Source organism: Aureimonas sp. AU12 (assembly GCF_001463705.1).
Lineage (GTDB): Bacteria > Pseudomonadota > Alphaproteobacteria > Rhizobiales > Rhizobiaceae > Aureimonas.
The window spans coordinates 1-17214 of sequence record NZ_BBWH01000034.1 but is presented as its reverse complement, the minus strand read 5'-3'; the positions used below and the strand labels follow the sequence as shown (position 1 = coordinate 17214).

Genomic DNA, 17214 nt, shown 5'->3' with positions numbered 1-17214 from the left:
CGTCGCCGCACTCCGACCGGCCTGGGTGCGGCGGCGCTCGCCGCCGCGCCATCGCTCTCGAGGGGAGGCTCGACGCCGATGACCAAGATCCTGAGGATGCAGGGCATCCAGAAACGCTTCGGGCCCGTAAAGGCGCTCGACGGCGTCGATTTCGACCTCGATGCGGGCGAGATCCACGCGCTGCTCGGCGTCAACGGCGCCGGCAAGTCGACGCTGATCAAGATCCTCTCGGGCGTCTACACGATGGACGAGGGCACGATCGAGATCGCCGGCGTGCCCCAGGATCTCGGCACCCCGCGCGCCGCGATCGAGGCCGGGGTCGCCACCGTCCAGCAGCATCCCGAGCTGGTGGCCGACTGCACCGGCGTCGAGAACATCTTCCTCGGCGGCGAGGGCCAGAAGCCCGGCCTCTTCTGCCGGCTCGACCGCGCCCGCATGAAGCGCGACGCCGAGCGCCTGCTCGCCCGGTTCCCGATCGAGATCGACCTCGAGGCCCGCGTCGGCGAGATGCCGGCGGTCGACCGCGAGATCGTCGCGGTGCTGCATGCGCTACGCCACGACCACACGAAGATCCTCATCCTCGACGAGCCGACCTCGACGCTGACCGAGCGCGAGAAGGCCTCGCTGTTCCAGCTGATGCGGGCGCTGCGCGCGGCCGGCATCGCCATCATCTACATCACCCACCGGCTGGAGGAGGTGTTCGAGATCGCCGACCGCTTCACCGTCTTCCGGGGCGGGCGCAACGTCGCGACCTTCACCTCGCGCGAGGCGGGCGAGCGCGGCATCTCGATCCCCGAGCTGATGCTTGACGAGAAGGCCGGCGACCTGTTTCCCGAGCGCCCAAGTGCCGGCTCGGGCACGAGCGCCGGCGAGATCCTCCTCGAAGCCAAGGGGCTCGGGCGCTCCGGCCTGTTCTCGGGCGTCGACCTCACCGTGCGGCGCGGCGAGATCCTCGGCATCTTCGGGCTGGTCGGCTCGGGCGTCGACGAACTGTCGAAGACCCTCTTCGGCGCGCTGAAGCCCGACGAGGGCAGCCTGCACGTCAAGGGCCGCGAGGTCCGCTTCGCCGGCCCGCACGATGCGCTGCGCGCCGGCATCTTCCTCGTGCCCGGCGACCGGCGCACCGAAGGGCTGACGATGACGCAGGACGTCGTCTTCAACACCACCGTCGCCCATCTCGGCCACGCCTCGCTCGGCTTCGGCCTCCTGCGCTTCTCGCGCAACCGGCGCGATACCGAGCGCCTGGCGCGCGACGTGGGCCTCCAGCCCCTCGAGCTCGACCGGCCCGTCAGCGGCTTTTCGGGGGGCAACCAGCAGAAGATCGTCATCGCCAAGGGCCTCTACCGCGACGCCGACATCTACATCTTCGTGGAACCCACCGTGGGCGTCGACATCGGCGCGCGCGCCAAGCTCTACGTGCTAATGCGTGACCTTTCCAAGCGCGCCGCCGTGATCGTCATGTCCTCGGACTGCGACGAGGTCCACGGCCTCGCCGACCGGGTGATGGCCCTCTACAAGGGCCGCCCCATCGAGACCGCCGGGGCCGCCGCCTCGCGCGACCAGCTCCTCGCAGCCGGCATCATGGGAGCGCGCGCCGCATGACCTCCTCACCCATCCACACGGCCCGCACGGGCGACGCCAAGGCGGCCCGCCGCATGAGCCCGATGCTCTGGCGCATCCTCGCCTTCGCGCTCCTCCTCACGCTCATCGCCGCCGTCTTCCAGAGCCTAACGCCGGCTTATCTCTCGCCGGGCAACCTCCACGCGCTGCTGCGTCACATGGCGGTGCAGGGGCTCGCCGCGCTCGGGCTCACCTTCGTCATCGTGGTGCGCCAGTTCGACCTGTCCTTCCCCGGCGTCGCCTCGCTCGGCGCGATGACGCTCGGCTTCCTCATCGCCGGCGGCCACGGGGTCGGCGTCGCCGTCGCGGGAGCGGTGGCGGTCGGTCTCGTCTGCGGCCTCGTCAACGGGTTCGCGGTGGCGCATCTGCGCCTGCCCGACATCGTCGCGACGATCGCCATGGGGGGTCTCGCCGTCGGGCTCGCCTATTTCTATTCGAACGGCAGCTCGATCTCGAAGAACTTCTTCATGTCGGGCATCCTCGATCTCAACGACGCCCGCTATTTCGGGCTCGATGCGCCGGTGGCGATCCTGGCGCTCGCCGCCGCCGCCGCCGCGCTCGTGCTGCACGGCTCGCGCTTCGGGCGGGCCTTCTACGCCACCGGCGAGAACCGCACCTCGGCGATCTTCTCCGGCATCCGCGTCAAGCTCTACGTCCTCGCCGCCTTCGCCCTCTGCGGCGGCCTCGCCTGCCTTGCCATCACGCTCCTCGTCGCCTCCTCGGGCGCGGCCAATGTCAGCGCCGGCAACCAGCTGCTGATGCCCGCCTATGCCGCGGTCTATCTGGGCGCGGCCCTGTTCGGCGCGCCCTCGGTGCCCGCCACGATCGCCGGCACGCTCCTGATGTCGGCCATGCTCAACGGCTTCACGCTGATGGCGGTGCCGTATTTCTACTCCGACGCCATCGTCTCCACCGTCCTCATCGCAGCCATCGCGGCCTTCGACCCGAAGGTCGGCGCAGCGCTCCGGCGCCTTCGCGCCCAGCGCACCGCGAGCGCCCCCCTGCGCGAGGCCCGCTCATGAGCGCCGTCATGCCGACCACCACCGCCACCGGATCCGCATCCCGGTCCCCCGCTTTCGACGCGCGCCGCTTCCTAGTGCGCTTCGGCCTCTTCATCCTCCTGGCCGCGCTCGTCGTCGCCTTCTCCTGGCTGCGCCCGAGCTTTGCGAGCGCGGCCAACGCCAACGACATCCTGCGCTCGGCCTCGATCTCGGCGCTGATGTTCCTCGGCCTCACCTGGATCATCGCCGCCGGCGAGATCGACGTCTCGTTCATGTCGGTGGCCGCGCTCGCCACGATGATCGTCGCCGGGCTCGTCGCGGCCGGTGTCGGCTGGCCGCTGGCCTCGCTCGCCGCGCTCATCGCCGGGCTCGTCGTCGGCTGCCTCAACGGGCTGCTCGTCGCGGTGATGCGGCTGCCCGCCCTCGTCATCACCATCGCCACCGGGGGCCTTGCCGGCTCGATCGCGGCGGCGATCGGCAAGGGCACGTCGATCTCGCTGCGCACTACCGGCTTCGTCGGCGAGATCGTCGCGGCCGATCTTGGGCTTGTGCCGCTCATCGCGCTCGGCGTCGCCCTGCTCTACGGCGCCGCCTATCTCCTGCAGGACCGCACGACCTTCGGCCACTACATCTATGCGATGGAGCAGAACCGCAACGCGGTGGTGGAGGCGGGCGTGCCGGCCGAGCGGCTGCTCTTCCTCCTCTACATCCTCTCCGGCGTCCTCTCGGCGCTCGCCGGTATCCTCCTCACCGCCGATCTCTCGTCCGGCCAGCCCTATATCGGCTCGTCCTACTTCATCGACGGGCTGACGGCGGTGTTGCTCGGCGGCATGGCGCTGAAGATGGGCAAGCCCAACGTCGTGGGAACGCTGACCGGCGTCCTGCTGCTCGCCGTCCTCCTCAGCGGCGCGGCGCTTCTCGGCTGGACCGACTCGCAGCGCCAGATCGTGCGCGCCGCGCTCCTCATCGCCGGCGTCGCGCTGGTGGTCTGGACACGGCGCAAGACCCGCGCGCATCTCTAGAGCGCATCCGGCGGACATGGGTTCGCCAGATGCGCTCCAGGTGTTTGTCTTGTCCGCCTTGTCCGACGACGAAGCGTGTCCGCTTCATCTGGACATGCTTTCGCGCCCCCGCCCGGCGGCCACCGGTTCGCCGGCCGGGCGTCCGGTTCTAGGTACTCAACCTCCGACGACGAAGCGCATCCGCTTCGCCCGCACCTGCTCAGAGGCCCCCGCCCCCATGTCCTTCAAAGCCTCCCAGACCCGCCGCCTCAAGCGGGCCGCGATCGACCTGACGCTGCTCGGCATGGGCACCGCCCCGCTCGGCGGCCTCTATGCCCCCGTTTCGACGGCCGACGCCAAGGCCGCGCTCGAGGCGGCCTGGGCCGCCGGCATCCGCTATTACGACATGGCGCCGATGTACGGGCTCGGCCGCTCCGAGCACCTCTCGGGCGAGATGCTGCGCGAGAAGGGCGAGCCCTTCCGCGTCTCGACGAAGGTCGGGCGCCTGATGACCTTCGATCGCCCCGGCCGCGCCCTGCCGCCGGAGCCGCCGAAGAACGAGTTCGACAGCGGCTGGCACAACGGCCTGCCGTTCCGCGAGGTCTTCGACTATTCCTACGACGCGATCCTGCGCTCCTACGACGACTCGCGCCAGCGCACGGGACTTGGGGCCCTCGACCTCCTCTACGTCCACGATATCGGCCGCGTCACCCATGGCGAACTGCACGACCACCATTGGGCGGCGCTGACGAAGGGCGGCGGCTTCCGGGCGCTCGCCGAGCTGAAGGCGGCCGGGCTGATCGCCGGCTTCGGCCTCGGCGTCAACGAATGGCAGGTGATCGCCGACGCGATGAACGAGACGGCCCTCGACTGCTGCCTGCTGGCCGGGCGCTACACGCTGCTCGACGGCGACGCGGCGCAGACCTTCCTGCCGATGGCGCTGCGCCACGACGTCGATCTGGTGATCGGCGGCGTCTTCAATTCCGGCATCCTCGCCTCGTCCTCGGGGCGCAAGAAGTTCAACTATGTCGACGCGCCCGCCGACATCCTCGCCAAGGTCGAGCGGCTGGAGGGCATCTGCCGCGCCTTCGAGGTGCCGCTGCCCGCCGCCGCCATCCAGTATCCGCTGCGCCACCCCGCCGCGACGGCCGTCGTGATCGGCGCCAAGACCGCCGCGCAGGTCGAGGGCAACGTCGCCTGGTTCGAACAGCCGATCCCCGCCGAACTCTGGCAGGCGCTCGAAGCGGACGGCCTGATCCCGGCCCTCTGATCCCAGTCTTCGATCCCTGGCCTTCGATCCCTGGCCGCTCCGGCCGCTCTCTCTCGGAACACCCCCATCATGCTGAAGAATATCGATCCCCTTCTCAACGGAACGCTGCTGGCGCTTCTCGACGACATGGGCCACGGCAACGAGATCGCGATCACCGACGCCAATTTCGGCGCCGACGCGGTGGCCGAGCGGCTGGTGGACCTGCCCGGCACGAGCGCGAGCGACCTCCTCACGGCCATCCTCACCGTTTTCCCGCTGGACGATTTCGTCGACAAGCCGCTGGCGGTGATGAAGGCGCCGCCCGAGACCGATGCGATGTATGCCGAGTTTCAGGCGAGCGCCGACGCCGCCGAGGGCCGCGCGATCGGCATCGACGTCATCGAGCCCGGCGAGTTCGTCGCCCGCGCGAAACTCGCCTATGCGGTGATTTCGTCGGGCGAGCGCCGGCTCTATGGCAACATCATCCTGCGCAAGGGCGTCCTGCGCCCCTGACGCGGGGCGAACGGGCGGGAGGGACATTTCGACGATGATCGACAGCCATCAGCACTTCTGGAAGATCGAGCGCGGCGACTACGGCTGGATGGACGAGAGCGTCGCGCCGATCGTGCGCGACTTCATGCCGGATGACCTGCGTCCGCTTCTGGCGCGCGCCGGCATCACCCGCACGATCGCGGTGCAGGCCGCCGAGACCGAGGCGGAGACGCGCTTCCTGCTCGATCTCGCGGAAGAGACCGACTTCATCGCCGGCGTCGTCGGCTGGCTCGATTTCGACGACGAGGGCTTTGCCGACCGCTTCGCGGATCTGCGGCAGAATCGCTGGCTGGTCGGGCTTCGCCCGATGCTGCAGGGCCTGCCCGATGACCGCTGGATCCTGCGCCCGCGGGTCCTGAAGTCGCTGGCGCTGGTGGCGGAATCGGGCCTGGCCTTCGATATTCTCACCTTCACCCGCCACCTGCCCCATGTCCGCCGGGCGCTCGGCGAAACGCCGGGCCTGCGCGCCGTGGTCGACCACATCTCCAAGCCCGAGATCGCAAGCGGGACGCTCGACCCCTGGCGGGACGAGATCGCCGCGATCGCGGCCTTTCCGAACGTCTCCTGCAAGATATCCGGCATGGTGACGGAAGCCGGTGCCGACTGGCGGCTCGACCAGCTGCGCCCCTATGTCGACCATGTCGTCGCCTGCTTCGGGCCGGACCGCCTGATGTTCGGCAGCGACTGGCCGGTGGCGACGCTCGCCGCCGCCTATGGCGAGGTGGGCAACGCTGCCCGCGCGCTGCTCGCCCCGCATCTGTCGCAGGACGACATGGCGAAGGTCTTCTCCGCCAACGCCGCGCGCTTCTACCGCCTCGATCCCGCCTGACGAGTTCCAAGGCCGCATCGTCCGGCGACGAAGCGTATCCGCTTCGTCGGGATCGGCTCTAGTCGTAGAGGCCGGTGAAGAGATCGCCGATCGCGCGCCGCATCCGGTAGGTGATGCGGCGGCGGCGCAGGTGCTCGGGCCGGTCGTGCATCAGGTGGCAGCGCTGGCAGAGTGCGGCGAGGTTCTCGGCCGAATTGTCGGACAGGTCGTGGTTGAGGTGGGCGCAGGAGAGCGAGACCTTCGTGCGCCGATGGCCGAAATCCGTCGGCAGGTCGCAGGGCTGCGGCAGGTTGGTGCGCACCCGCCGGCCGCGCCCGTCGCGCCACTGCGCCTGCGCCTCGTCGTACCAGCGCCCGTCGGCGAGCGTCGTGACGCTGTGCCCGTGCGGGCGCCCGCATCGCTCGCAGCATCCCTTGGCGCGGCGAAAGCGGATGGAGGCCGAGAGCTCGCGCCAGTCGATCGGGTAGAAGCCGCGCAGCTCGCGCTTGATCGGCATGGATCGTCCCGTTCCCCTGCGGCGGATCGTCCCGCCCGTCTCGTTGCCCTGTCTTGCGGCCGGTGCCCCACGCAAAAAAATCGCACGGTCGGAGCGGCGAAACGCATCGACGCTGCGTATCTCATGGCAAGGACGCAGCGCGGCGCCAGGATCCTGCCCGAGCGTCACGCACCCTGTCCGATCGCATGCCGGGACCGACGCGGCAAGCCTGCCCGAACCCGGCCCGAATTGGCGCGCAGGATCGGCTGAAACCGAGGAGTTCCATCATGTCCACGTCCCTCTCCCGCCTCGCGGGCTTTCTCGCCATCGGCGCCGTCGCCATCTCGGGCCTTGCGTTGACGGGGCACGCCGATGCCGAGCAGGCCGCCCGCCGCGTGCCGGCGCCCACCGTCACCGAGGCGAAGGCCGCCGGCCAGCAGACCGCGATCCTCGCGGGCGGCTGCTTCTGGGGCGTGCAGGGCGTCTTCCAGCACGTGAAGGGCGTCAGCTCCGCGGTGTCGGGCTATGCCGGCGGCAAGGCCGACACCGCGCTGTACGAAGAGGTCGGCACCGGGCGCACCGGCCACGCCGAGGCGGTGAAGGTGACGTTCGACCCCTCGGTGATCAGCTATGGCGAAATCCTGCAGATCTACTTCTCGGTGGCGCACGATCCGACCGAGCTGAACCGCCAGGGCCCCGACAGCGGCACGCAGTACCGCTCGACGATCTTCCCGCTCGATGCCGCCCAAGCCAAGGTCGCCAAGGCCTATGTCGCACAGCTCGACACCGCCAAGACCTACGGCAAGCCGCTCGCCACCACGATCGAGGCGGACAAGGCCTTCTACCCGGCCGAGGCCTATCACCAGGATTTCCTCGCCCGCAATCCGACCTACGGCTACATCGTCGTCAACGACCTGCCGAAGATCGAGGATCTCAGCCGCCTCTTCCCCGAGCGCTTCCGCACGGCCCCGGTGCTGACGGCCGACATCAGCCAGTAACAGCCGGGAGGATCTTGCGACCGACCGGGCCGCGCGACAAGCGGCCCGCTGGAGCCTGCGGCAAAAGCGACGCGTGGCGCTTGTCGAACCGATCGGTGCAATGGCACTGTCCCGTCCGACAAGCGGCTACCCGTCGGCCGCATGGGATCGAAGGACACCATCGGCATGACGCATGCACTGCAGTTCTACATCGACGGGGCCTGGGTCGATCCGGCCCGCCCCGCGACGCTCCCCGTCATCGACCCCTCGACCGAAGAAGCCTATGCCGAGATCGCGATGGGATCGGCCGCCGATGTCGATCGGGCGGTCGCGGCCGCGCGCCGCGCCTTCGAAAGCTTCTCGCAGACCACCAAGGCCGAGCGCCTCGCGATGATGCGCAGGCTTCTGGCGGTCTACGAGTCCCGCATCGGCGAGATGGCCGACGCGATCTCCCGCGAGATGGGCGCACCCCGCCCCTTCGCCGAAAGCTCGCAGGCCTTCATGGGCACGGCGCATCTGGCCAAGATGATCGAGGCGCTGGACGCCTACGAATTCGAGGAGATGCGCGGCTCGACGCTGATCACGAAGGAGCCGATCGGCGTCGTCGGCATGATCACGCCGTGGAACTGGCCGATGAACCAGATCATGTGCAAGGTCGCGCCGGCTTTGGCGGCGGGTTGCACCATGGTTCTCAAGCCCTCCGAGATCGCGCCGATGAGCGGGCTGCTCTTCGCCGAAATGGTGCACGAGGCCGGCCTGCCGGCGGGCATCTTCAACCTCGTCAACGGCGACGGGCCGGGCGTGGGCGAGGCCATCTCGAAGCATCCGGGCATCGACATGGTGTCCTTCACCGGCTCCACCCGCGCCGGCATCCTCATCGCCAAGGCCGCCGCCGACACGATCAAGCGCGTCCACCAGGAACTCGGCGGCAAGTCCGCCAACATCCTGCTGCCCGACGTCGATCTGGAGAGCGCGGTGACGAAGGGCGTCGCCGGCTGCTTCGGCAACACCGGCCAGTCCTGCAACGCGCCGACCCGCATGTTCGTACCGGCCGACCGCCACGACGAGGCCGCTGCGATCGCCGCCAGGGCCGCCAGCGCCTTCAAGGTCGGCCCGGCCGATGCCGAGGGTACGCAGCTCGGCCCGGTGGTCAGCCAGGTCCAGTACGACAAGATCCAGGGGCTGATCGAGACCGGCATCAAGGAGGGCGCCCGCCTCGTCGCCGGCGGTCTGGGGCGCCCGGACGGCATGAACCGCGGTTATTTCGTGAAGCCGACCGTGTTTGCCGACGTGACGCCCGACATGACGATCGCCCGCGAGGAGATCTTCGGTCCCGTCCTCGCGATCCTCTCCTATTCGAGCGAGGAGGAGGTCGTGCGTCTGGCCAACGACACGGTCTACGGGCTCGCCGCCTACGTCCAGTCGCCCGACATCGCCCGCGCCCGCAAGCTGGCGTCGAAGATGCGGGCCGGCAACGTCTACATCAACTATCCCGCCTGGGACGCCGGCGCGCCCTTCGGCGGTTACAAGCAATCCGGCAACGGGCGCGAATACGGCGAGTTCGGCCTCGAGGAGTTTCTCGAGATCAAGGGCACCGTCGGCTACGAAGCAGCCTGAGCGCCGCGAACGGTCGGCCTCCTCGCGGGGGCCGGCGTCCCGTCCGGCAGGACCGGCAGCGGTCCTGCCGCGTGCCGGCCTACTGGAAATCCCGCCCGTTCCAGCGCACCGAATGCTCCTGGTACTCGAAGCCGACGAGCGTGATGCGCGGCGGGTTGCCGGGGCCGACCTGCGCGCCGATCGAGGCGACCTCGGACACGAGGACGAGGACGTCCCCCTTTCGGACATAGAAGGCGACCGGGCAATGCGCCGCGCCGCATTCGTCGTTCAGCCCATTGGCGGCGCCGCGGCAGGTGAGCCCGGCGAGGTCGAGGACGAGATCGGCCCGGCCGTCGCCGGTGAGGTCGCGCTCGGTGATGCCCTTCGGCGCGAACGTGCCGCCATGGGGACAGACCGCGGCGATCCGCTCCTTCACGAGGTAGGCGGCCCCCTTCGACATCGCGGTCGACGGGCTGGCGGCGAGAAGTGCGAGGGTCGAGGCGACCAGGGCAAGGCGAGCGGTCATCGCGGACGGTCCTTTGCCGATCCGCCGCCATCCCGGAGATGGTTGCACGGGCGTCGGCCCGGCGAGGAGCAGACCCGCCTTCCGCGCCGGTGTCCATCTCGACTGATGGAAGGTGTTGCCCCTCCTCCGGATGGTGCTCCCGGAGCGCATGGCCCTTGCGCGACCGCCCGAAAGCCGGCGCGACGCGAAACGCTGATACGTCGCGGCTGCAGCGGTTCACCCCCGTGCCCGGCGCAGGCCCCGTCCTCCCGGTCAGCGCGGGCGCGGTGCGCCGTGGGCGACGAGAAAGCGGAACGCGTCGATCTCCGCCTGCACCGCCGGCGGCCAGTCCGGCGCCTCTCCGCTGCGATCGGCCTCGCCGCGGGGGTCGCTCATCGCGGCGATTTGCGGGCTCGGGGCGGCGGGATGCCGAGGGCGCGTCGCGCCGCCGGGCGGTCGCTCGATGTCGCGAACGAGCGCGTCGAGGCTCGAGGCCAGATCACGGATCCAGCCGTCGTCGTCGGGCATGGCCATGCTGCATCCCTCCCGGCTCGAGCGTGGGCGCCGATGCTGGCGCTGGGCTGGATCGGCGTGCGATCCCATGTCTTGGCCGGTCAGTGGCCTTGCCGGTCGCATTCGTCCACGACCAGCTCGATCTCGCGCGGATCTGCGGCGATCTCGCTGTCCAGCCCCGCGTCGAGCCGCGCGAGCGCGGCGCGATAGGGCTCGCACTGGCCGACGCGCGCGAGATCGGCGGGGCTGTCGGGCGTGAACCAGCGATAGGCGTAGAGACCGATCGCGAGGAGCAGGCCGACGCTCAGCGCCGTGGTGAGAAGACGACGTGACATGACAGCTCCGACGCGTTGGCTCACCGGGACTTCAACCCCGGCGCGCTTGCCCCGACCTGTCGTCGCGCCTAGCCAACCGCCTGCCCCTCATCTCGTGGGCTGGCGGATCGATCAGCCACGTCGGCCCGCAAGCCTGGCAAGCCGATCGTCCGTTCCGCTTCGCCGCCAATGCAGGCCGATGACCTGCCCTCGACGCGCCGTTACTGCGGGCCGATCACCGGAGGCGTGTAGGGGCGCGGGCCGATGCGGCGCACGGGGACGCCGCCATTGCCCGGTCCCACGACCGGCCGCTCGGCGCGCACCACCTGCGGGCCGATGCGGCGCGGCTGGATCGGCGGCGCGACCTCCGCCCGGCGGCGCGGGGCGATCCGCTCGTCGAAGCGGCGGTTCTCCACCCGTCCCTCGAACCGTCGCGACGGCTCGCGGCGGTCGTCGAAGCGCCGATCGCCGCGATAGGGCCCGCGCGGGGGTGCGCGCCAGAAGGCGCGGTCGTCGCGATCGTAGCGATCGTAGCGATCATTTCGATAGTCGCGGTAGATCGGCGGGCGGGGCCGGCGACCGTCGCGATAGACCACCGCGGGCCGTGACTCGTAGAGGCCGGGATAGCGGTCGTAACCGCCGCCATAGCCGGGTCCGCCGGACACGCAACCCGATAGGGTGAGCGCGGCCGCCGCAAGCAGCAAGAACCGTTTCATCAGACATCTCCCGTTTGCGTTGAACATGGGGCGGCCGGCTCATCCGTCGATATGTCGGCCGAAGGCTCAGGGCTGGCGGAACCTCAGCGGCTCGGATGGCGTCGCCGCCACGCGCAGGCCGCGTCCCAGGTCGTCCCCGGCCTGCAGCGCGGCCAAGGCGACGGCCGCGATCCGCCGCGCCTGAAGAAGGCCGATCTTGTCGTCCTGGATCGCGAAAGCGACGCGCGAGAGCGTATCGGACACCATGAGGCCAGCCTTCAGCTACAACACCGAGTTGAGACCTGAAGTATGTCAGACACATTTTGGCTTCAATCTAAGAGTTCTGGAACCGACGGTTTCATCGATACAGTGTTAAGGTTGTAATTTAACTAAAAATTAACCGCGCCCCGCAGCGCTCTGCTTCTCTTTGCCTCGATCAGGCATTGGTGTCCTGAAGCGGGCTGGACGATCCCGCCGAAAGGAGCTGCGCATGCCGAATATCACGCTGGAACCCGTCACCGTGGCCTTCCCGCCGGACGAGGCCCGCGGCGTGCTGGTCTATGACGGCGGAGCCCTCATCGCGGTCGCCGTGCGCCTCAGCGAGGCGAATGCCGGTGGGGCGCTCGACGGACGCTGGTCGATCGAGGCAGGCTTCGATCACCTCGCCTGCCTGCCCGACGAGACCTTCGACGATCTCGACGAGCTGACGCGCTGGATCGAGCATCGCCGGGCCCGGGCGCGGGTGGCGGGATCGGGGCGCGTCGGATCGCCCCCTATCCCCCCCGGTGAACCCGGCGTCGGTCCCGATGGCGACGACGCGGCGTAACCTGGCCTTAACGGTCCCGTCCTAGCCTTCGCGCCATGACAGGGTCCTCGTTGCGTCTTCTCCCGATCCTCGCCGTTCTGGCGCTTGCGGGCTGTGCCTCCGCGCCGAAGAACACCGGCAACAGCTGCGCGATCTTCGAACAGCGCGAGGGCCTCTTCACCGACTGGCGCAGGGACGCCGAGCGGGTCTCGGCCGAGTTCGGCGTGCCCGTCTCCGTCCTGATGGCGACGATCCAGGCGGAATCCAACTTCGATCCGCGCGCCCGTCCGCCGCGGCGCTGGATCCTCGGCATCTTTCCGGGCAAGCGGCCCTCCACCGCCTTCGGCTTCGCACAGGCGCTCGACGGGACCTGGGACGAGTATCGCCGCCGCACCGGCCGGGCCTTGGCGCGGCGCGACCGGTTCGCCGACGCGGTGCATTTCATCGGCTGGTATCACGCCTCCACCGCGCGGCGTACGGGCGTCGCTCGCACTGATGCCTACCGACTCTATCTCGCCTATCATTCGGGCCATGCCGGCTATGAGCGCGGCGTCTGGCGCAATCGGCCGGAGGCCCTGCGCGGCGCCGAGCGCGCGTCGAAGATGGCCGCGCGCTACGCCGCGCAGTTGAAACGCTGCTGAGACGAGGAGAGGTTGGGCTCACCTCCGTCTTCGGGCGTGAGCGCGAACCCAAGCGCCCGCCATTCTCTTTCATAAGCCGGCTTACCGGATGACCCTCTGCTACGAGCGCGGCGGCTGGGCCTCTTCCGCACCCCTCGATGCCGTACGCTCCCCCGTCAGCGTCTCGACGAAGCGCACGGTGCGCGGATCGACGGGACGGCGGAAGATCACCTCGGGCGGCGCCCGCTCGACGATCTCGCCGCCTTCGAGGAAGGCGACGTCGTGGGCGATGCTCTCGGCCAGGCGCAGATCGTGCGTCGCCATCAGCATCGTCATGCCCTCGCGCGCCAGATCCGCCAGCACCGCCACCACCTCGGCGGCGAGCTGCGGGTCGAGCGCCGAGGTCGGCTCGTCGCACAGGAGCAGGCGCGGCGAGGGCGCCAGCGCCCGCGCGATCGCGACGCGCTGCTGCTGCCCGCCCGAGAGCGAGGCCGGCCAGTCCGGCGCCTTGTGCGCGAGCCCGACCTTCTCCAGAAGCTCCATCGCGCGCGCGCGCGCCCGTGCCTCCGGCCACTGGAGCACGGTCACGAGGCCCTCCATCACGTTCTCGGCGACGGTGCGATGGGGAAAGAGCTGGAAGTTCTGGAACACCATGCCGGTCTGGCGGCGCACGGCCAGGACGTCGCGCCGAGCCGGCGGCGCGCCCGGCCGGAAATCGAGGCGGATCTCGCCGATCGCCAGCCTCCCGGCGTCGGGCATCTCCAGAAGGTTGACGCAGCGCAGCAGCGTCGACTTGCCGCTGCCGGACGGGCCGATGAGCGCGGTGACGCGGCCCTCCGCCACCGGCAGGTCGACGCCCTTGAGGACGAGGTTGTCGCCGAAGCGCTTCTCGATGCGGTCGAGGGTGATCACGTGCGCGCCTCCAGATAGCCGCCATAGCGCCCGAAGCGCGTCTCCAGCCGGGTCTGCAGCCAGGAGAGGACGGAGGACAGGGCGAGATAGATCAGCGCCACCTCGATGTAGAGGATCAGCGGCTCGTAGGTGACGGCGACGATGCGCTGCGCCGACTGGAACAGTTCGGGCACGGTGATCGCGGCGGCGAGCGAGGTGTCCTTCACCAGCGAGATGAAAGAGTTCGACAGCGGGGGCACGGCGACACGCGCCGCCTGCGGCAGCACGGTGCGGCGCATCGCCTGCACCGGCGTCATGCCGATCGAATAGGCGGCCTCCCACTGGCCCTTCGGCAGCGAGGCGATGGCCGCGCGCACGATCTCCGACGTGTAGGCGCCGACGATCAGCGTGAAGCCGATCACCGCGGCGGGAAAGGCGTCGATGAGGATGCCGGCGCTCGGCAGGCCGTAGAAGATGACGAAGAGCTGCACGAGAAGCGGCGTGCCGCGAAAGATCCAGACGAAGGTCCAGGCGAGCGCCGCCAGCGGCCGGGGCGCGAACAGGCGGGTGAGCGCGATCACCAGCCCCAGCGACAGGCCGAGCGCGAAGGAGATCAGCGTCAGCGGCACGGTGAAGGCGAGCGCGGCGCGCATCAGCGGGCCGAACGACTGGATCATCAGGTCGAGCCAGGGCGGCACGGGCAAGCCTTTCGAAACGGGCGAAGCCGGATGCGGGACTGCATCCGGCTTCGCGAGGGAATGTATGGCGGCGGTTTGCGAAAGGAACACGGCGCGCGATGGCGAGGCAGCCGGGTCCATGGCCGGTTTCGACTGAAAATTGTCCTTCTGAGTTCTTTCACTGCGAGCCGTAAGCGGACGATCGCTCAACAGGAAAACGGGTGGCTGAAGCGATGGCCTTTTCCTACGCTTGTTGGCACCTTTTCCGGAAGCCAAAAGTCCATGAGCCGTTCCGCCTTAGCATCCCCGCCGTCTGCAAGCGTCCACCGGGCCATGACGTCGCTCGAATGGGGAATGCTTGTCGCACTCTCGGTCCTCTGGGGCGGCTCGTTCTTCTTTACCGGCGTTGCCATCCGGGAGCTTCCGCCCCTGACGATCGTCTTCCTGCGGGTCGCGCTGGCCGCCGTGATCCTGCTTACGGTCCTGAAGGCGATCGGCTTACGGATGCCGAAGGATCGGTCGGTCTGGCTGGCCTTCCTCGGCATGGGCTTCTTGAACAACGTCGTGCCCTTCTGCCTCATCGTCTGGGGGCAGACGCACATCGCCTCTGGGCTGGCCTCTATCCTGAACGCGACAACGCCGCTCTTCACGGTCATGGTGGCACATGCCCTGACAGCCGACGAGAAGATGACCGGCGGCCGTTTGGCGGGCGTGTTCTTCGGCCTCGTCGGCGTCGTCGTTATGATCGGCCCCGCCGTTCTCGACACGTTGGGGACCAACGTCCTAGCGCAGCTCGCTGTGCTGAGCGCCGCCGTCTCCTATGCCTTCGCCGGAATCTACGGTCGCCGCTTCAAACGCATGGGTGTCCCGGCTCTCGCGACGGCGACGGGACAGGTGAGCGCATCGGCGATCATGCTCCTTCCCGTGGTCCTCGTCGCCGACCAGCCATGGACGCTCCCCGTGCCGCACGCAGCGACATGGGGAGCCATGCTCGGCATCGCGGCGCTTTCAACGGCCCTAGCCTACGTCCTCTACTTTCGACTGTTGGCGTCCGCCGGGGCGACCAATCTCCTTCTGGTCACGTTTCTGATCCCCGTCAGCGCGATCGTCCTGGGATCGCTGGTGCTCGGCGAAACGCTGCAAGCGAAGCACTTCGCGGGGATGCTCTGCATCGGGCTGGGGCTCGCGGCGATCGACGGACGCGTCATGGCGAAATTCCGCTCCGGAAGCGAAGCGACGGCACAGGCCGACGATGCACCTCCAGCCATCAGCGATCCCGCGATCTACCAGGGCCGAGACATCTGAGCGCTCTCTGCGAGGCTGAAGCCTTAATCGATCGAGGTCCGCGTCTCTTAACAAGACCATCAGAAGCGGACCGTCGGCTCTCAACACCGTCCGGTCTCAGGTGATAAAGGAAGCGGACGCTTGGGAGCGGTCTATCGGCTAACGACCCGTTCACGCCATTGGTGCTGCTTCGGCGCCATACCGGAAAGCGAATATGTAGAAACGGGCTCCGTTGAAACGATGCTAGACAGCCTCTGATGGAAAAGACCCGATCCAATCCGTGCGACAAGCGACTACGCGAAGCTATGGCAAAGGCGGATGCCCTTCAGTTGCGTTTTGAGCGGGAGCGCGATGGTCGTGCCCCCTTCGAGACGACGCTGGAATGCACGCTATGCGCTGCCGGAACGATTGCGGCATGGTACCGCGAACCGCTCTACGGCGGGATGGCCTGCAACACCCCCGGCTGTCTGACGCTTCATTTCTAAAGAGCGGTATGCTGCGTCAAACGTTCGATGTTCGACGCATCCCATCCTCAAGCTGCCCGACTGTTTTCCAACCGGCACCGCCGAGGACGGATCCGGTCTGTCTCGCGCCGCCCGGGTGGTTTTGCATGGGAGGGCGGTCCACGCCCCCCCATGGACCCCCACGATGGCTGCGCCTTCCGCCCTACTTCGAGACGTCGGCGCCGAAATAGGTCTGCGAGATCGCCGCGAAGGTGCCGTCGGCCTTGATGTCGGCCAGCGCCGTGTCGATCGCGGCCTTCAGCGCCGGGTTGTCCTTGCGAAGAAGAATGCCGGAGGCATCGCCCCCGTCCTGTTCGGCGACGGTCTTCACCGGCGCGTCGGGCTTCTGCTTGCGGAAGTCGAGGAAAGATAGGCTGCTGTTCAGCGTGGCGTCGGCGCGGCCCGTCAGCACCAGCTGGATCGACTGGTCGAACCCGTCGGTGCCGACCAGCTCGGCTCCGGCCTCGGTGGCGAGGCGCCCGTAATTGCTCGTCAGGCTCTGCGCCGCGCGCTTGCCCTTCAGATCGGCAAAGCCGGTGATCTCGGTGTTGTCGGACTTGACGATCAGCACGGCCTTGGAGGTGATGTAGGGCTCGGAGAAGTCGAACGCCTTTTGGCGCTCGGGCGTGATGCCGACCTGGTTGATCACGACGTCGTAGCGCCCGGCGCCGAGCCCGGCGATCAGCCCGTCCCACTTGCCCTCGACGAACTGCGGCTCGACGCCGAGCTTCGCCGCCACCGCGCGGCCGATCTCGACGTCGAAGCCGACGAGCTTGCCGGACGCGTCGTGGAAGGTGAAGGGCGCGTAGGTGCCCTCGGTGCCGATGCGCAGCACCTTGGCGGCACGAATGGCGTCGAGATCGTCGGCATGGGCGGGCGCGGCGAAGCCGAGCGTCACGGCGAGGATCGTGGCGAACGAGGCGGCAAAGCCGGCGAGGGCGAGTTTCATGGCAGTCTCCGAAGGCGATGCGGCAGCGCGCGAAACCCGCGGCCGGTTGGGTCGCAATCTCGCGGGAATGCCGCCGCCGCACAAGAAACGCCATGTTGCCGTGGGTGGCGGATGGAGAACGCCATGCCCCGATCCCGCCGCTGCGCAGAACGGCGGGC

The 17214-nt window shown here is 68.9% G+C and carries 21 protein-coding genes; 12 read left to right on the top strand and 9 right to left on the bottom strand.

Annotation, left to right across the window (positions count from 1 at the left end; all coding sequences use genetic code 11):
* Positions 1-78 precede the first annotated feature (78 nt).
* From AUL33_RS14315 to AUL33_RS14290, 6 genes are all read left to right on the top strand, one after another.
* A complete protein-coding gene (locus AUL33_RS14315) occupies positions 79-1602 on the top strand; it encodes a sugar ABC transporter ATP-binding protein (RefSeq protein ID WP_062209397.1) in 1524 nt (507 codons plus the stop codon).
* Complete coding sequence (locus AUL33_RS14310) at positions 1599-2642, top strand: ABC transporter permease (RefSeq protein ID WP_082652603.1); 1044 nt, start codon at positions 1599-1601, stop codon at positions 2640-2642. The genes AUL33_RS14315 and AUL33_RS14310 overlap by 4 nt, the downstream gene beginning before the upstream one ends.
* Positions 2639-3643, top strand: coding sequence for an ABC transporter permease (locus AUL33_RS14305; RefSeq protein WP_062209394.1), 1005 nt, complete (start codon positions 2639-2641; stop codon positions 3641-3643). Before AUL33_RS14310 ends, AUL33_RS14305 begins: the two co-directional genes overlap by 4 nt.
* Before the next feature lie 217 nt (positions 3644-3860).
* Complete coding sequence (locus tag AUL33_RS14300; protein ID WP_062209391.1) at positions 3861-4892, top strand: aldo/keto reductase; 1032 nt, start codon at positions 3861-3863, stop codon at positions 4890-4892.
* Positions 4893-4961: 69 nt separating this feature from the next.
* The gene (locus AUL33_RS14295; protein WP_062209388.1) at positions 4962-5384 is read left to right on the top strand and encodes an RbsD/FucU family protein; all 423 of its coding nucleotides are present in this window, start codon (positions 4962-4964) and stop codon (positions 5382-5384) included.
* A gap of 34 nt (positions 5385-5418) precedes the next feature.
* Entirely contained in the window at positions 5419-6252 is an 834-nt protein-coding gene (locus AUL33_RS14290) for an amidohydrolase (protein ID WP_062209385.1), read from the top strand.
* Positions 6253-6310: 58 nt separating this feature from the next.
* Here the strand turns inward: AUL33_RS14290 and AUL33_RS14285 are convergent, their stop codons facing one another.
* Positions 6311-6748, bottom strand: a complete 438-nt coding sequence (locus AUL33_RS14285; protein ID WP_062209383.1) for a hypothetical protein — start codon at positions 6746-6748, stop codon at positions 6311-6313.
* A gap of 266 nt (positions 6749-7014) precedes the next feature.
* Here AUL33_RS14285 and msrA point away from each other — a divergent pair, with 266 nt between their 5' ends.
* Together msrA and AUL33_RS14275 are read left to right on the top strand one after the other, a co-directional pair.
* Positions 7015-7725 carry a peptide-methionine (S)-S-oxide reductase MsrA gene (gene msrA / locus AUL33_RS14280; RefSeq protein WP_062209380.1) on the top strand — a complete coding sequence of 237 codons (711 nt, stop codon included), beginning with the start codon at positions 7015-7017 and terminating at the stop codon, positions 7723-7725.
* A gap of 165 nt (positions 7726-7890) precedes the next feature.
* Positions 7891-9321: an aldehyde dehydrogenase family protein gene (locus AUL33_RS14275; protein WP_062209541.1), complete on the top strand. Its 1431-nt coding sequence runs from the start codon at positions 7891-7893 to the stop codon at positions 9319-9321.
* 79 nt (positions 9322-9400) lie between these two features.
* Here AUL33_RS14275 and AUL33_RS14270 read toward each other — a convergent pair whose 3' ends face one another.
* The 5 genes from AUL33_RS14270 to AUL33_RS14250 all read right to left on the bottom strand — a co-directional run bounded on the left by AUL33_RS14270 (position 9401) and on the right by AUL33_RS14250 (position 11594).
* Positions 9401-9826 carry a hypothetical protein gene (locus AUL33_RS14270; protein WP_062209377.1) on the bottom strand — a complete coding sequence of 142 codons (426 nt, stop codon included), beginning with the start codon at positions 9824-9826 and terminating at the stop codon, positions 9401-9403.
* A gap of 252 nt (positions 9827-10078) precedes the next feature.
* Complete coding sequence (locus tag AUL33_RS14265) at positions 10079-10339, bottom strand: hypothetical protein (RefSeq protein WP_062209374.1); 261 nt, start codon at positions 10337-10339, stop codon at positions 10079-10081.
* A gap of 80 nt (positions 10340-10419) precedes the next feature.
* Positions 10420-10653, bottom strand: a complete 234-nt coding sequence (locus tag AUL33_RS14260; protein ID WP_062209371.1) for a hypothetical protein — start codon at positions 10651-10653, stop codon at positions 10420-10422.
* 200 nt (positions 10654-10853) lie between these two features.
* Positions 10854-11348, bottom strand: coding sequence for a hypothetical protein (locus AUL33_RS14255; RefSeq protein ID WP_062209368.1), 495 nt, complete (start codon positions 11346-11348; stop codon positions 10854-10856).
* A 66-nt stretch (positions 11349-11414) separates the two neighbouring features.
* On the bottom strand, positions 11415-11594 hold the full coding sequence (locus tag AUL33_RS14250; RefSeq protein WP_062209365.1) for a hypothetical protein: 180 nt from the start codon (positions 11592-11594) through the stop codon (positions 11415-11417).
* A gap of 223 nt (positions 11595-11817) precedes the next feature.
* Between AUL33_RS14250 and AUL33_RS14245 the strand changes: the two genes are divergently transcribed.
* Both AUL33_RS14245 and AUL33_RS14240 read left to right on the top strand, forming a co-directional pair.
* A complete protein-coding gene (locus tag AUL33_RS14245; protein WP_062209362.1) occupies positions 11818-12153 on the top strand; it encodes a hypothetical protein in 336 nt (111 codons plus the stop codon).
* A gap of 35 nt (positions 12154-12188) precedes the next feature.
* The gene (locus AUL33_RS14240; RefSeq protein WP_062209359.1) at positions 12189-12773 is read left to right on the top strand and encodes a transglycosylase SLT domain-containing protein; all 585 of its coding nucleotides are present in this window, start codon (positions 12189-12191) and stop codon (positions 12771-12773) included.
* A gap of 99 nt (positions 12774-12872) precedes the next feature.
* Here AUL33_RS14240 and AUL33_RS14235 read toward each other — a convergent pair whose 3' ends face one another.
* Both AUL33_RS14235 and AUL33_RS14230 read right to left on the bottom strand, forming a co-directional pair.
* Positions 12873-13664: an amino acid ABC transporter ATP-binding protein gene (locus AUL33_RS14235; protein WP_062209356.1), complete on the bottom strand. Its 792-nt coding sequence runs from the start codon at positions 13662-13664 to the stop codon at positions 12873-12875.
* A complete protein-coding gene (locus AUL33_RS14230) occupies positions 13661-14341 on the bottom strand; it encodes an amino acid ABC transporter permease (protein WP_062209538.1) in 681 nt (226 codons plus the stop codon). The genes AUL33_RS14235 and AUL33_RS14230 overlap by 4 nt, the downstream gene beginning before the upstream one ends.
* A 312-nt stretch (positions 14342-14653) precedes the next feature.
* Between AUL33_RS14230 and AUL33_RS14225 the strand changes: the two genes are divergently transcribed.
* Together AUL33_RS14225 and AUL33_RS22220 are read left to right on the top strand one after the other, a co-directional pair.
* Positions 14654-15625 (top strand): DMT family transporter, encoded by a 972-nt coding sequence (locus tag AUL33_RS14225; protein ID WP_082652602.1) that lies wholly within the window; start codon positions 14654-14656, stop codon positions 15623-15625.
* A gap of 236 nt (positions 15626-15861) precedes the next feature.
* On the top strand, positions 15862-16089 hold the full coding sequence (locus AUL33_RS22220) for a hypothetical protein (RefSeq protein ID WP_156419425.1): 228 nt from the start codon (positions 15862-15864) through the stop codon (positions 16087-16089).
* A gap of 181 nt (positions 16090-16270) precedes the next feature.
* Here the strand turns inward: AUL33_RS22220 and AUL33_RS14220 are convergent, their stop codons facing one another.
* Positions 16271-17056, bottom strand: coding sequence for an amino acid ABC transporter substrate-binding protein (locus tag AUL33_RS14220; RefSeq protein ID WP_062209353.1), 786 nt, complete (start codon positions 17054-17056; stop codon positions 16271-16273).
* Positions 17057-17214 lie beyond the last annotated feature (158 nt).

Bases quoted from the DNA above. Each gene is read 5' to 3' on its own strand.
- AUL33_RS14270 (WP_062209377.1), bottom strand. From the start codon at position 9,826: ATGACCGCTCGCCTTGCCCTGGTCGCCTCGACCCTCGCACTTCTCGCC.
- AUL33_RS14275 (WP_062209541.1), top strand. From the start codon at position 7,891: ATGACGCATGCACTGCAGTTCTACATCGACGGGGCCTGGGTCGATCCG.
- AUL33_RS14290 (WP_062209385.1), top strand. From the start codon at position 5,419: ATGATCGACAGCCATCAGCACTTCTGGAAGATCGAGCGCGGCGACTAC.
- AUL33_RS14250 (WP_062209365.1), bottom strand. From the start codon at position 11,594: ATGGTGTCCGATACGCTCTCGCGCGTCGCTTTCGCGATCCAGGACGAC.
- AUL33_RS14265 (WP_062209374.1), bottom strand. From the start codon at position 10,339: ATGGCCATGCCCGACGACGACGGCTGGATCCGTGATCTGGCCTCGAGC.
- AUL33_RS14220 (WP_062209353.1), bottom strand. From the start codon at position 17,056: ATGAAACTCGCCCTCGCCGGCTTTGCCGCCTCGTTCGCCACGATCCTC.
- AUL33_RS14300 (WP_062209391.1), top strand. From the start codon at position 3,861: ATGTCCTTCAAAGCCTCCCAGACCCGCCGCCTCAAGCGGGCCGCGATC.
- AUL33_RS14315 (WP_062209397.1), top strand. From the start codon at position 79: ATGACCAAGATCCTGAGGATGCAGGGCATCCAGAAACGCTTCGGGCCC.
- AUL33_RS14225 (WP_082652602.1), top strand. From the start codon at position 14,654: ATGACGTCGCTCGAATGGGGAATGCTTGTCGCACTCTCGGTCCTCTGG.
- AUL33_RS14240 (WP_062209359.1), top strand. From the start codon at position 12,189: ATGACAGGGTCCTCGTTGCGTCTTCTCCCGATCCTCGCCGTTCTGGCG.
- AUL33_RS14285 (WP_062209383.1), bottom strand. From the start codon at position 6,748: ATGCCGATCAAGCGCGAGCTGCGCGGCTTCTACCCGATCGACTGGCGC.
- AUL33_RS14305 (WP_062209394.1), top strand. From the start codon at position 2,639: ATGAGCGCCGTCATGCCGACCACCACCGCCACCGGATCCGCATCCCGG.
- AUL33_RS14310 (WP_082652603.1), top strand. From the start codon at position 1,599: ATGACCTCCTCACCCATCCACACGGCCCGCACGGGCGACGCCAAGGCG.
- AUL33_RS22220 (WP_156419425.1), top strand. From the start codon at position 15,862: ATGGAAAAGACCCGATCCAATCCGTGCGACAAGCGACTACGCGAAGCT.
- msrA (WP_062209380.1), top strand. From the start codon at position 7,015: ATGTCCACGTCCCTCTCCCGCCTCGCGGGCTTTCTCGCCATCGGCGCC.
- AUL33_RS14260 (WP_062209371.1), bottom strand. From the start codon at position 10,653: ATGTCACGTCGTCTTCTCACCACGGCGCTGAGCGTCGGCCTGCTCCTC.
- AUL33_RS14245 (WP_062209362.1), top strand. From the start codon at position 11,818: ATGCCGAATATCACGCTGGAACCCGTCACCGTGGCCTTCCCGCCGGAC.
- AUL33_RS14255 (WP_062209368.1), bottom strand. From the start codon at position 11,348: ATGAAACGGTTCTTGCTGCTTGCGGCGGCCGCGCTCACCCTATCGGGT.
- AUL33_RS14295 (WP_062209388.1), top strand. From the start codon at position 4,962: ATGCTGAAGAATATCGATCCCCTTCTCAACGGAACGCTGCTGGCGCTT.